A 12857-nucleotide genomic window follows, 5' to 3' on the forward strand; every position below is an offset into this window, starting at 1 on the left:
GGAGGGCGAACCGGCCCGAGCTCGGCTTTCGAAACTAAGGCGGCGTTCGGGGCCGGGGCGCAGATCAAAGAGTCGAAAATCCCCCGTGCTCGGCGAGCGCAGCGGCGTCACGCGCGCCGTGCAGCACGCGCACGATGACGACCTCGGCCGTGGTCACGGCGTAATAGATCACATAATTGCCTTTGAACGTCGCACGGAGACCGCGCGCCAGTCGGTCGCGCGAAACTCCGGCGAAAGGAAAGTCGAGCAATCCAGAGCAGCTCGTCTCGATCTCCCGGAGCAGCCGTGTCGCTGAGGCTTCCGAGTCGGAAGCGATGTGAGCCCAGATTTCGGCGAGATCGGCTTCCGCCGCATCGGTCAGACGGAGGGAGAGCGGCTCGCCAATAATTTCCTCCCACGCGCAATGATGGAGTCTGCGTCGAATTTTTTCACCCGGCCTGCCGCGACGTCGGCGAGCCCTTTGTCTATCTCCGCCTTCAACGCGGCCAGCTCCTGAAGCTGCAGGGCGCGCTTTATTTTCCAGTCACGAATGGCTTCGCGGACGACCTCGCTGGTCGAGGCGTAATCGCCGACCGCGACCGCGCTCTTGACCACGGAGGCCATGTCGGACGGCAATGTAATGGTGAGACGTTCGATCTCGGCCACGGGCGCCTCCTTTTCGAGAGAGTCATACTTTATCATACCTTGCGCGGAAAACGAGGGGAGCGCCGGAGAGGCCGGCGTCCGACCCGGCCCGCCCCCTCCCTTGTCGCCTCCGCTCGTCCGACTTATAGACCTCGCTGCGGCCGTACCCTCAGTGAGCTCACGACCATGGAAGACGCGTCCTCGATTCTGATTCCCGCCGCTGTCGGCGCGCTCATCGGCGTGGCTTTCGCCTTTTTCGCGCGCTGGTCGGAGCGTTATCCGCAGGCGGGCTCCCGCCGCGCGCTGGCCTATGGGCTCATCGCCACGGCTGCGCTCTATGTCGGCTTCGCCTTCGCCTCGGACAATGCAAAGGCCTGGTTCGGCATAGAAATGACCGGCCTCGCTATTTTCGGCTCCTTCGGGCTGCTGGGCCTCGTCGGCTCGCCCTGGTGGCTCGCCATCGGCTTCGCTCTGCATCCCTTCTGGCATTTGCAGTTCCATTATCTCGGCACGGGCTCGGAGTTCACGCCGGCGTGGTTCACGCTCGGCCTCACCGGTTTCGATCTGGCCGTCGCCGCTTATGTCGTCTATGCCATTCTGCGCGGCGCCGATCCGCAGCTCCAGCGCAAGCCGCGGCCCTCCGCGCCTTCCGCCGCCGGCGGCGAGGAAGAGGAGCCGCAGCGTCCGCTCACGCGCAATGAGCGCCGCGTCGCCAAAAAGTCGCGCTGAAACCACGCCGCAGAGAGGCATTGATCGATGAACGCTCCCGCCGATTTCACTCTCCGTCACGATTGGACGCTGGAGGAGATCGTCGCCATCCACGACGCGCCTCTGCTCGAGCTGATCGCGCGGGCGAGCGCGCTGCACAGCCGCTTCTTCGATCCCAATGACGTGCAGAAGGCGGCGCTGCTCAGCATCAAGACAGGCGGCTGCCCGGAGAACTGCTCTTATTGCTCGCAATCTGCGCATCACCGCGAGGTCAAGCTCGATCGCGTCGAGCTGCTGCAGGTGGACGAGGTTCTGGACGCCGCCGCGCGCGCGAAGGAGGCGGGAGCCGATCGTTTCTGCATGGGCGCGGCCTGGCGGCAGGCGCCCAAGGGCGAGCGTTTCGACGCCGTGCTGGACATGGTGCGCGGCGTGCGGGCTCTCGGCATGGAGGCCTGCGTCACGCTCGGCATGTTGGACGACGGCCAGGCCGAGCGCCTCGTGGAGGCGGGTCTCACCGCCTATAATCATAATCTCGACACGGGGCCGGAATTCTACGGCGAGATCGTCACCACCCGGACCTATGAGGACCGGCTGCAGACGCTCGCCGCGGTGCGCCGCGCCGGCATAGAAATGTGCTGCGGCGGCATTATCGGCATGGGCGAGAGCGTGCGCGACCGCGCCCATATGCTGCAGGTTCTCGCTTCCTTCGATCCGCATCCCGAGAGCGTGCCGATCAATGCGCTGGCGGCCATAGAAGGCACGCCGCTCGAGGGCCGCCCGCCGGTGGATTCGCTGGAGCTGGTGCGCATGATCGCGACGACTCGCATCCTGATGCCGAAATCCCGCGTGCGCCTGTCTGCCGGCCGCTCCGGCCTCTCGCGCGAGGCGCAGATCTTGTGCCTCGTCGCCGGCGCCAACTCCATCTTCTATGGCGAGAAGCTGCTGACGGCCGGCAATCCCGGCCTCGACGCCGACGCCGCGCTCTTTTCGGCGCTCTCCGCGCAAGGGCAGGGGGCGCTTTCTGCGCAAGGGCAGGTGGCCTGCGCGGCGAAGCAATAGGCGCCGCGGGCGGGAGAAAGAGCGGGGAGAAGCAGATGCATGGGCAGGACCGCTTTCTCCTCGCCGGCGTGATGGGCTGGCCGATCTCGCATTCGCGCTCGCCCAAAATCCACAATTACTGGCTCGCCCGCTATGGCCTCGCCGGGACCTATGCGCCGCTCGCCATAGAGCCGGGGCGGCTCGCGGCGGCGCTTCGGGCTCTGCCGGCGCTGAACTTTTCCGGCTGCAATCTCACCATCCCGCATAAGGAGGCGGCGCTCGCCATCGTCGATGTCCTCGACGCCAGCGCGACGCGCATCGGCGCGGTCAATTGTGTGGTGGTGGAGGAGGACGGAACTCTCGTCGGCCGAAATTACGACGGTTTCGGCTTCACCGCCTCGCTGCGCGCCGCCGCGCCCATGTGGCGGGCGGACGCCGGACCTGCGGTGGTGATCGGCGCGGGTGGGGCGGCGCGGGCGGTCATCGCCGGGCTCATCGATTCCGGGGCGGCGGAGGTGCGGCTGTTCAATCGCACGCTCGAGCGGGCGCAGAAGATCGCCGCGGATTTCGGCGCTCCGGTCACGGCGCATCGCTGGGAGGAGCGCGCCGAGGGCCTCGCCGGCGCCGGCCTGCTGGTGAACACGACGAATCAGGGAATGGTGGGTGAGCCGCCGCTCGATCTGCCTTTGGATCGTCTGCCGGCGGAAGCGCTCGTCTCGGACATTGTCTATGCGCCCCTGGAGACGCCGCTGCTGGCCGCGGCCCGCGCCCGCGGCAATGTCGCGGTCGATGGGCTCGGCATGCTGATTCATCAGGCGCGGCCGGCGTTCCGCGACTGGTTCGGCGTCATGCCGGAGGCGACGCCGGAGCTGCGCGCGCTGATCGAGGCGACGCTTTAGAGATCAGAGCGCTCCGCCCGGCGCATTCGGCCGGGCGAGGAGCATTTTCGCGGGGCTCACGCCACAAAGGCGGAGACGGCGAAGCGGAAGGGCGACCAGCGGCTCGACAATTCCACCAGCTCATTGGCGCGCTTGAGGAAAGTCGTGTAGCGCTCGCTCGCGAAGCGCGATTGCGCCTCCAGCGCGTCGCCCACCGAGCGCGCCTGGCCGAGGGCCAGCGCCAGATCGAAGACGGCGGCGGCGTTCTCATTCACGAGATCGAAAGTCTTCAGCGACCAGAGGCTCGGGTCTAGCGGCTCGGCCTTGGCGGGCGCGGCTTCGATCGTCGCGGCGATAATGGCCACGGGCGCGGCCGGCGCCTCGGCGATCGGCTCTGCGACGACCTCGAGGACGGGCTCCGCGATCGTCTCGAGGACAGGCTCCGCCACAGTCTCGAGGACAGGCTCCGCCGCAATGTCGAAAACGGCCTCCGGCGCAGTCTCGGCGGGGACCTCGATGGCGGCGGGCTCCGCCGGCGTCAGCGCCAGCTCGACAGGCTCAAGCGCCGCGGTCACGGCCTCGATCTCGGCGGCCTCCAGAGCGGCGGCGACAGCGTCGATCTCGACGGGCGACGCAGCCTCCAGCGGGGCCGTCTCGGGCTCGTCGTCGTCCAGCGCGTCCTTGAGGGTGATCGGCGGCTCTTTCGGCGGCGCCGGGCGCTTGGAAGAACCTCTCGTATGGGTGGCCATCGCTTCGGGCTCCTTTCGTGCTGGTGTCGGCAGTTTGATGTCGCGCCCGAATCGCCTTCGGCGCTCGAAGCTCCGCGGAAACGCCGCTCTACTCGACGCTGCCTCTACTCACGACGCGCCGCAGCGCGCTGCGTCGAGGCGCCGCGCGCCGAAGGCGCGGCGCCGTCGGCAAATCACTTGCCGGTCGTCGCTTTTTGCAGCGCGGCGCCGAGATCCTTGGCCTGGGTCTGAATCGCCTCGACCTGGCTCTTCACATACTCCGCTTGCAGCTGGAGCACCTCCTGGGGGTCTTTCGCGCGCAGCAGCTTCTGCGCGAGGTCGAAAGCCGCGTTCACATTGGCTTCGGCGTAGCCGAGCGCCTTGGCGCTCACATCCTTGGCCCCGACCTGGAAGGTGGCGGTCGTCGTCTCGACGGAGCCGATCGCCTTATGCGCGGCTCCGGCGAATCCCTCGAACGCCTTGCGCGCCTGCTCGACGCTCTTCTCGGCGAAGTCGCGGACTTCGTTCGGTATCTGGTAGATCGGTTCGCTCACGAATGCTTCCTTCTGGTCGGGTCGGCTGCGCCGCCCGTCGGCCGAAGAAGGGGCGCCGGCCGACCGCCTGCGGCCGTCCATCGCGCATCGCGATCGGGACAGGCGCCGCCGAGCCGAATATGGCTCAACTCATGCTGCATTGCAACATAATTATGGTCTAGGGGCGGCGCGTCCGTTCATCATGAATCGCCGAAGCTTGTTAAAATGTCCTTCGCCGCATAGACCAAGCCGTAACGAACCTTTAAGTTTCATTTAACCGATCCTTCACCTTCGATCGGCCGCGACGCGCGTTCCGCGCCGTTTTGTTCCGCGCCGCTTCCGGCGCTTGTCGCGTCTGAAGAGGCGCTGTCGATATGAGCGAGCACGACAGGATCGAGAGCGAGGCGTTCGCCGCGCAGATCGGCGCCGATCCGGCCTTCGCCGCGCTCGAGGCGTCCGGCGCGCCGATCGTGGCCGCCGCGGGCGAGCCGCTGGCGATCGTCTACGCCAATGAAGCGGCGATTTCCGTCTTTGGCGGCGATCTGGTCGCGCTCGGCGACCGGCTGTTCCGTGGGAGCGAGCCCGGCGCGCGCCGGCTGCGCGAGCTCGCCGCGGCCGAGAGCCACGCCGCCGCGCCGCGGCTCGAGCGGCTGCGCTTCTCCTTCGGTCCCATCGCGCAGACGGCGACCGTTCTGTGCCGCAGGCTCACGGCCGAGGAGACGGGGCCGATCTTTCTGGTCGCAATGCTCGGCATGCGCTCCGCCGCGAGTGAGACGCCGCTGGTCCGGCCAGAAGAAGCTCCTGTCCCCGTGGCCGTGATCGCCGCGCCGGAGGCTGTGGCCGAACCTTTGGCCGCTCCATCTCCGGCCGCTCCTGCGATCGAGCCGCCGCCCGCCCGTCCGCCGCGGCCGGAACGCTTCCTCTGGCGCTCCGACGCGGAGGGACGCGTGCTCGACGTCACCGCCGCGCTCGCCGATGTGGTCGGGCGTGAGAATGGCGACATCGCCGGACGCTCGTTTCTCGAGCTGGCGAGCGGGCTGCGGCTGGCGCCGGATGATCGTCTCGCCGACGCCTTCGCCTCGCGCCGTTCTTGGAGCGGGGTCGAGCTCGATTGGCCGCTCGACGGCGGCGGCGCGCGCGTTCCGGTGACGCTCGGCGCTCTGCCGATCTTCGATGACGGCCGCCATTTCGGCGGCTATCAGGGCTATGGCGTGCTGCATGTGGATCGGCTGCGCCACGAGCCCGAAGCCAATTCCGAGCCAAAGCCCGAGCCGGATATTGCTCCGCCGGCGGAAGAGCCCGCCGCCGCGCTGGAGCCGCCGGCCGAGGCCGCGCCCCTGGCCGAGGCGGAGCAGACGTCGGCGCTCATCGGCGCCAAGATCGTGCCGCTGCGGCCGTTGCCGCGCCTCGAGGAGGCCGCCGCCTCCATCGGCGAGTCGCTGTCGCCGAGCGAGCGCACCGCCTTCGACGAGATCGCCCGCGCGCTCGCCTCCGCCGCGCAAAAGCCGGCCAAGGGCTCAGTGCGCGATTTGTTCGAGACGATCGAGCAGGCGACAGGGCAGCAAGCTTCCGGCGGGCAATCCGCGGGGCAGGCGGCCGCCGTCTCGGCGGAGCCCGAACCTGTCGAGGAGCATGAGGCTGCGCCGATCCACGAGGCTCTGCCCTCCAATGAGAATAGCGCCTTTCCCGGCGACCTCTCGCGCGCCGCGGCGCTGCTCGATCGCCTGCCGATAGGCGTGATGGTCGCGCGCGGCGCGGAAGTGCTCTACGCCAATCGCACGCTGCTCGATTATCTCGGCTATGGCGACGCCGCCGCTCTGGCGGGGGAGGGCGGCGCGACGCGGCTCTTCGCCGGCCGGCGTCCGCCGACCGCGGCGGACGGAACTGCCGCCGGCGTCGTCGAGGTGCTCGACTGCGACGGCGAGCCGCTGGAGGCGGATGCTCGGCTCGAGCCGATCCAATGGGACGGCGTGGCCGCCACCCTCGTCACGCTGCGCAGCGCGCAGCCGTCCATCGCCGCGCCGGAGAGCGCGCGCGCCGGCGCCCTGCGCAAGGAGCTGGAGAGTCGCCGCCATGAGGCGGAGGAGCTGCGCGCGACGCTGGATGCAATGGGCGACGCCGTCGTGGTCGTGGACGCCGAGGGCAGGCTGCGCAGCGTCAACGCCGCGCTCGGCCAGCTCATCGGCGGCGAGTCGCGCGCGCTGCTCGGCTCCGGCCTCGCCTCGCTGTTCTGTGACGGCGATCAAGGCGTGGTCGCTGATTTTCTCCGTCGCCCGACGAGCCGCGATCTCGGCGAAGGGCTGCAGGTGCAGGCGCGCGCGCGCAATGGTCAGCTCATTCCTGTGCAGCTGACGCTGGCGCCGCTCGGCCCGCCGCCGGAGCAGAGGCGTTGCGTCATTCTCCATGTGATCCGCCGCCGCAGCTCGGACGACGAGCTCGAGGCCGCGCGCCGCGAGGCGGAGCGCGCCAGCGCCGCCAAGACCGATTTCCTGGCCAAGGTCAGCCATGAGATCCGCACGCCGCTCAACGCCATCATCGGCTTCGCCGAGGTGATGATGGAGGAGCGCTTCGGCCCGCTCGGCAATGAGCGTTACAAGGAATATCTCAAGGACATCCACACATCGGGCGAGCATGTGCTGAGCCTCGTCAACGATCTGCTCGATCTCTCCAAGATCGAGGCGGGCAAGTTCGAGCTGGACGTCGAGCGCATAGACGCCAACGCCGTCATTTCCGAATGCGTGTCGATCATGCAGCCGCAGGCGAACCGCAGCCGTGTGGTGATCCGCCTGTCCTTGTGGCCGCGCCTGCCGCGCATCCTTGCCGACGGCAGGTCGCTGCGGCAGATATTGCTGAACCTTCTGTCCAATGCGGTGAAGTTCAACGAGGCGGGCGGGCAGGTGATCGTGTCGAGCGCCTTGACCGACGCCGGATATGTGGTGATCCGCGTGAAGGACACAGGGATCGGCATGTCCGAGACCGAGATCGAGACAGCGCTCGAGCCCTTCCGCCAGATCGGCTCGTCGCGCGGCGGCACGGGCCTCGGCCTGCCGGTGACGAAAGCGCTGATCGAGGCCAATCGCGCCTCCTTCTCGATCAAGAGCCGAAAGAACCAGGGGACGCTGATCGAGGTCGCCTTTCCGCCGCCGCAGGTGCTCGCGGCGGAATAGCGAGGCCCCGCCGGCGCCGGGCCGGAGAGGGGATTTCGATGAGAGCGTCGGATATCGTCTGCATGGATGAGGCGTTTCGCTTGGCGAAGAAGAGCTTCGACGAGGGCGGCTTGCCGATCGGCTCCGTTCTCGCCGAAGGGACGCGTATTTTGGGACGAGGCCATAATCGGCGCGTGCAGCAGGGCGATCCGATTCTGCATGGCGAGATGGATTGCCTGCGCGACGCCGGACGCCGCGCCTCCTATCGCGAGACGACGCTCTACACGACGCTCTCTCCCTGCATGATGTGCGCGGGGACGATCGTGCAGTTCAAAATTCCGCGCGTCATCGTCGGCGAGAACAGGAATTTCGGCGGCAATGAGCAGTTTCTCCGCGACCATGGCGTCGAGGTGATCCTGCTCGACGATGCGCGTTGCCGGGAATTGATGCGAGACTATATCGCGGCCAATCCGTCCGTCTGGAACGAGGACATCGCCGAGGACGCGCCGCGCGGGGGAGCCGGGGGACAGTGACAGTCGATCTCAACGCCGATCTCGGGGAAGGATTCGGAGCCTGGCGCATGGGCGACGACGAGGCGATGCTCGATCTCGTCACCTCCGCCAATGTCGCCTGCGGCTATCACGCCGGCGATCCCGACATAATGGCGCGCTGCTTCACGCTGGCGAAGGCGCGCGGCGTCGCCATTGGCGCGCATGTGTCCTTTCCCGATCTCGCGGGCTTCGGCCGCCGGCGCATTCCCTATTCCGCCTCGGAGGTGGAGCGTCTCGTCGCCTATCAGATCGGCGCGGCGCAGGCGCTCGCGCAATACAGCGGCCATCGCCTCACTTATGTGAAATGCCATGGCGCGCTCGCCAATGTCGCGGAGGTCGAGCCGGAGATCGCGCTCGCCGTGGCGCAGGCGACGCGCGCCGTCGACGCCAGCCTCACTCTGCTGGCCATCGCCTGCAGCGAGCAGGTGGCGGCGGCCGAGCACGCCGGCGTCGCCATCGCGCATGAGGTGTTCGCCGATCGCGCCTATCTCGATGACGGACGGCTGAAGCCGCGCGGCCAGAAGGGCGCCGTGATCGACGACCCGGACTGGGCCGCGGCGCGCGCGCTCAATATGTTGAACGAGCAGGCGATCGTCACCGAGAGCGGCAAGCGTCTGCCGACGCCGATCGACTCCATCTGCGTGCATGGCGACACGTCGCACGCCGTCGATATGACGCGGCGCCTGCGCGCGGCGCTGGAGCGCGCGGGCTATCAGCTCCTGCCTTTCGCGCCCTCGGAGACATGAGGCGATGCGTTACGACGCGCCGCGGTGTCTGGACGCCGGCGAGGCGGCGCTGGTGGTCGAGTTCGGCGACAGCGTCGATCCCGCGATCAGCGCCGAGGTGCTGGCGCTCGACGCCGCTCTGCGCGCCGCGCCGCTCACTGGAATCCTCGAGACGGTTCCGACCTATCGCTCGCTGATGATCCATTACGATCCGCTGGCGCTCGCCCGCGCCGCGCTCGTCGCTCATGTCGAGGCGCTGGAGAGAGCGGCGCAGGAGAGCGCCGCGCCGAGCGTCCGCTGGATCATTCCCTGCTGCTACGCCCCGCCGCATGGCGAGGATTTGGCCGCGGCGGGCGAAGTGTTGTCGCTTTCGCCCGAGCGCATTGTGGAGCTTCATTCGGGCACCGATTTTCGCGCCTATATGTATGGCTTCGCGCCGGGCTGGTGCTATCTCGGCGGCCTGCCTTCGGCGCTCGCCGTTCCGCGCCGCGCCTCCCCGCGCGGGCCGACGCCGCGCGGCGCGGTGCTCATCGGCGGCGGCCTCTCGCTCATCGGCGCCGATCCCATGCCGACCGGCTGGTATGTCCTCGGCCGCACGCCCGAGCGGCTCTTCGCGCCGAGTCGTGATCCCTCTTTTTTTGTCGAGGTCGGCGATGCGCTGCGCTTCGAGCCGATCGACGAAGCGACATTTCGCGCGCTCAAGGAGAAGAGCGCGCGCGGCGAGATGATCGCGCGGCGCGAGACCTCCGCATGAGCGCGCGGCTGATTATTCGCGCGGCGGGGCCGGGGGTGACGCTGCAGGACGCTGGGCGGCGCGGCAGCCTGCGCTTCGGCGTCACGCCGGCCGGGCCGATGGACGCCAGCGCCTTCGCCGCCGCCAATCTCGCGGCGGGCGTCGCCATGGGCGCAGCGGCGATCGAGGTCTCGCTCGGTGGATCGGAGCTGACGGCGGAAGGCGAGACGATCGGCCTCGCCATCGCCGGCGGCGCGTTCGATATTCGCCTCGATGGCGCGCCGCTTCCCGCCGCTTGCGCTCTCGCGCTGGAGCCCGGCGCGCGTCTCGTCATCCGCGCAGGGCGAAGCGGGGCGTGGTGCTATGTCGCCATTGCCGGCCGTATCGATCTGCCGCCGACGCTGGGCTCGCTCGCGACACATACGCGCTCTTTCATGGGCGGGCTCGAGGGGCGGGGATTGCGCGCCGGCGATGTTCTGCCGCTCGCCGATCTCGCCACGCCGCCGCGAGAATTGCAAGCGCTCGAGGCGCCCTGGCTCGCCTCTGGGGAGGAGAAGATCCGCGCCGTGCTCGGGCCGCAGGCGGATTATTTTTCGCAAGAGGCGATCGACGAATTTCTATCGGCGCGCTGGCGGGTGGGGCAGCGCAGCGACCGCATGGCCTATCGGCTGGAGGGCGCGCGCCTTTCCCATGCGAAAGAGCATGACATTGTCTCGGATGGCGTGGCGCTCGGCGCGATCCAGGTTCCGGGCGACGGCGCGCCGCTCGCGCTGATGGCCGATCGCCAGCCGACCGGCGGCTATCCGAAGATCGCCAATGTCATCGGCGCCGATATCGGCCGTCTCGCGCAGCGGCGGCCGGGGGATGCGTTCTCCTTTGCCGCGATATCGATCGAGCAGGCCGTCGCGGCGCGACGGGTGCTGAGCGAGGCGACGGCGCAGGGCGTGTCGTTGCGCGCGATCGGCGGAGGGCTGTCGACGGAAGTGCTGCTGTCGGCCAATTTGATCGGCGGGGTCACTGATGCGCGATGCGATTAGTCGGGGGCGTCAGCCGAGCCAAGCTGGCCGTTTTCTCTTTTCGCGCGGCGCCGAGCGGCAATAGCCATCGAACAAATGGCCGCCCAGCTGATCGAGTAGTCGTAGAAGCTCGGCGACACTTTCACCCGATACGCCATGAACATGGGCTTGAGCCACGACGCCTTCCAGCCGTTCTGCGAAGCCCGAGTCACACTCGCGCAGAGACCTCGCGAGATGCTTGCCTGCTGCAGAGAAGCGAGTCGACCGTCTCAGCCGCAGTTCGCCCATTTTCTGATAGAGCGCGTATAAGATCGACCTTTGCTCGTGTATCGGCCGGTCGGCGCGCAGATCGTCGACGAGGTCGCTGATCGAATATCGCAGATCGTCGATTGCCGCTTCGTCCAGCTTCTCGGGCCCATTGACGAGCAGTCCTCGCGCATAGTTCTTCAGGGCAAGCGAGCGTTCGCTTTCGACGGGAATGCTCACGCCTGTCGCCACCATGTCGATCATCGCGGCGTGAGCCGCAGCGTGATCGTCGTCGAGAAAGGCTTGGATCGTCTCCAGGTCATGGACGAAAGCTTCGATCGGAACGCCGTCGAACCAGAATGATTCGCGCCATGCCGATTCGAGGGAATCGAAGATGACAACGAGGTCGAGATCAGACCAAGGCGCGCCGCTCCCGCGAATAACGGAGCCTGCGGCGATGCAGAAGCTCGCGCCAGCATATCGCGACGCAAACAAAGCGTCGGCGACCGCGAGCGCCTTCTCTCGGGAAATCGCTTGCATTGCTATCCTCGACGAGCCTTTCGGGACGCTTCATTCCTGCAACGGCCCCCACGACGGATCGGACGCGTAGGACGGCGTCGGCACGGGGAATTCCGAGCGGCCGAAAATATCGACCATGAAAATCTTCGCGCCGCCGCTGCCGCCGGAATCGCGGAAGAACATCAGGAACAGCCCATTCGGCGCCCAGGTCGGGCCTTCGTTGTGAAAGCCTTCGGTGAGGATGCGCTCGCCGGAGCCGTCCGGCTTCATCACGCCAATTCCAAAGGAGCCGGAGGATTGCTTGGTGAAGGCGATGTAATCGCCCTTGGGCGACCACACCGGCGTCGAATAATGGCCCTGGCCGAAGGAGATGCGCCGCGCGCCGCCGCCGCCCGCGCCCATCACGTAAATCTGCTGCGAGCCGCCGCGGTCGGATTCGAAGACGATCTCGCCGCCGCTCGGCGAATAGGAGGGCGAGGTGTCGATGGCGTTGGTGTCGGTGAGCCGCGTCGTCGTGCGCGAGCGCAGATCCATGGCGTAGAGATTGGTGGCGGCGCCCTGCGACAGCGACATCACGATTTTCTGTCCGTCCGGCGAGAAGCGCGGCGAGAAGGTCATGCCCGGAAAATTGCCGACCACCTCGCGCTGGCCGCTCTCTATGTTGAGCAGCAGCACCTTCGGATCGGCGGAGCCGAAGGACATATAGGTGACGTCCTGCGAGGAGGGCGAGAAGCGCGGCGTGACGACGAGCTCCTCGCCGCGGGTCAGATAGCGCACATTGGCGCCGTCCTGATCCATTATTGCGAGGCGCTTGCGGCGATGCTCCTTCGGCCCGCTCTCGTCGACGAAGACCACGCGCGTGTCGAAGAACCCCTTTTCGCCGGTGATGCGCGTGAACACCGCATCCGAGACGAGATGCGCGACGCGGCGCATATTGGCGGAATCGGTGACATATTGCTGGCCGGCCGACTGCTCGCCGGTCGAGACGTCGAAGAGGCGGAACTCGGTCTTGAGCCGTCCGTCCGGGCTGCGCTGCGAGCGGCCGGTGACGACATATTGCGCATTGAGCGTGCGGAAGAGATCGAGATTGGGCGTGGCCTCGGAGCCGGCGGGCTCCGGGACGGCGCCCGGCTCGATAGGACGCAGGAAGACGGAGCGCTTGAAATTATTGACGACGACGCTCGTCACTATGCGCGCCGCCTCGTCGCCCGAGAAATTGGTCACCGCGACGGAGACCGGCTGAAAGCCGCCGCCCGCGCGCAGATCGAGCACGCGCGCCGCGCGCGCCGGCGCGGCGAGGAGAGGCGAGAGGCTCGCGCCGGCGAGAATATGGACGGCCGAGCGGCGGTCGATGTGAAACGTCATGAGAGGGTGGTCCTGGGCGTTTTCGAATTTTCGAAGGCGAAGAGAAT

Annotated in this window: 14 protein-coding genes; 8 read left to right on the forward strand and 6 right to left on the reverse strand. The window is 67.7% G+C overall.

Going from position 1 to position 12857, the window contains the following annotated elements; genetic code table 11:
* Positions 1 to 64 precede the first annotated feature (64 nt).
* On the reverse strand, positions 65 to 424 hold the full coding sequence (locus tag ACT53T_RS06970; RefSeq protein ID WP_476160828.1) for a type II toxin-antitoxin system RelE/ParE family toxin: 360 nt from the start codon (positions 422 to 424) through the stop codon (positions 65 to 67).
* On the reverse strand, positions 358 to 645 hold the full coding sequence (locus ACT53T_RS06975) for a ribbon-helix-helix domain-containing protein (RefSeq protein ID WP_476160667.1): 288 nt from the start codon (positions 643 to 645) through the stop codon (positions 358 to 360). The genes ACT53T_RS06970 and ACT53T_RS06975 overlap by 67 nt, the downstream gene beginning before the upstream one ends.
* A 165-nt stretch (positions 646 to 810) precedes the next feature.
* Between ACT53T_RS06975 and ACT53T_RS06980 the strand changes: the two genes are divergently transcribed.
* The 3 genes from ACT53T_RS06980 to ACT53T_RS06990 are packed head-to-tail and all read left to right on the forward strand — an operon-like array spanning position 811 to position 3269.
* On the forward strand, positions 811 to 1353 hold the full coding sequence (locus ACT53T_RS06980) for a hypothetical protein (protein WP_476160668.1): 543 nt from the start codon (positions 811 to 813) through the stop codon (positions 1351 to 1353).
* A gap of 27 nt (positions 1354 to 1380) precedes the next feature.
* A complete protein-coding gene (gene bioB / locus ACT53T_RS06985; protein ID WP_476160669.1) occupies positions 1381 to 2391 on the forward strand; it encodes a biotin synthase BioB in 1011 nt (336 codons plus the stop codon).
* A 35-nt stretch (positions 2392 to 2426) separates the two neighbouring features.
* Positions 2427 to 3269, forward strand: coding sequence for a shikimate dehydrogenase (locus ACT53T_RS06990; protein WP_400768001.1), 843 nt, complete (start codon positions 2427 to 2429; stop codon positions 3267 to 3269).
* A 56-nt stretch (positions 3270 to 3325) separates the two neighbouring features.
* Here the strand turns inward: ACT53T_RS06990 and ACT53T_RS06995 are convergent, their stop codons facing one another.
* Positions 3326 to 3997 carry a phasin family protein gene (locus ACT53T_RS06995; RefSeq protein ID WP_476160670.1) on the reverse strand — a complete coding sequence of 224 codons (672 nt, stop codon included), beginning with the start codon at positions 3995 to 3997 and terminating at the stop codon, positions 3326 to 3328.
* 173 nt (positions 3998 to 4170) lie between these two features.
* Entirely contained in the window at positions 4171 to 4530 is a 360-nt protein-coding gene (locus ACT53T_RS07000; RefSeq protein WP_026191334.1) for a phasin, read from the reverse strand.
* A 353-nt stretch (positions 4531 to 4883) separates the two neighbouring features.
* On the opposite strand from ACT53T_RS07000, the gene ACT53T_RS07005 reads away from it, so the two are divergent.
* Genes ACT53T_RS07005 through ACT53T_RS07025 form a run of 5 tightly spaced genes read left to right on the forward strand, consistent with a single transcriptional unit; the run spans position 4884 to position 10701 of the window.
* Positions 4884 to 7676: a histidine kinase dimerization/phospho-acceptor domain-containing protein gene (locus tag ACT53T_RS07005; RefSeq protein WP_476160671.1), complete on the forward strand. Its 2793-nt coding sequence runs from the start codon at positions 4884 to 4886 to the stop codon at positions 7674 to 7676.
* 38 nt (positions 7677 to 7714) lie between these two features.
* A complete protein-coding gene (locus tag ACT53T_RS07010; RefSeq protein ID WP_476160672.1) occupies positions 7715 to 8188 on the forward strand; it encodes a nucleoside deaminase in 474 nt (157 codons plus the stop codon).
* Positions 8185 to 8952 carry a LamB/YcsF family protein gene (locus ACT53T_RS07015; protein WP_476160673.1) on the forward strand — a complete coding sequence of 256 codons (768 nt, stop codon included), beginning with the start codon at positions 8185 to 8187 and terminating at the stop codon, positions 8950 to 8952. The genes ACT53T_RS07010 and ACT53T_RS07015 overlap by 4 nt, the downstream gene beginning before the upstream one ends.
* A 4-nt stretch (positions 8953 to 8956) precedes the next feature.
* Positions 8957 to 9685 (forward strand): 5-oxoprolinase subunit B family protein, encoded by a 729-nt coding sequence (locus ACT53T_RS07020; RefSeq protein ID WP_476160674.1) that lies wholly within the window; start codon positions 8957 to 8959, stop codon positions 9683 to 9685.
* Positions 9682 to 10701: a 5-oxoprolinase subunit C family protein gene (locus ACT53T_RS07025; RefSeq protein WP_476160675.1), complete on the forward strand. Its 1020-nt coding sequence runs from the start codon at positions 9682 to 9684 to the stop codon at positions 10699 to 10701. Before ACT53T_RS07020 ends, ACT53T_RS07025 begins: the two co-directional genes overlap by 4 nt.
* A gap of 9 nt (positions 10702 to 10710) precedes the next feature.
* On the opposite strand, the gene ACT53T_RS07030 is transcribed toward ACT53T_RS07025, so the two are convergent.
* Both ACT53T_RS07030 and tolB read right to left on the reverse strand, forming a co-directional pair.
* Complete coding sequence (locus ACT53T_RS07030; protein ID WP_476160676.1) at positions 10711 to 11190, reverse strand: hypothetical protein; 480 nt, start codon at positions 11188 to 11190, stop codon at positions 10711 to 10713.
* A gap of 306 nt (positions 11191 to 11496) precedes the next feature.
* Positions 11497 to 12810: a Tol-Pal system beta propeller repeat protein TolB gene (gene tolB, locus ACT53T_RS07035; protein WP_476160677.1), complete on the reverse strand. Its 1314-nt coding sequence runs from the start codon at positions 12808 to 12810 to the stop codon at positions 11497 to 11499.
* Positions 12811 to 12857: the final 47 nt, after the last annotated feature.

The organism is Methylosinus sp. DMC45 (genome assembly GCF_056313885.1).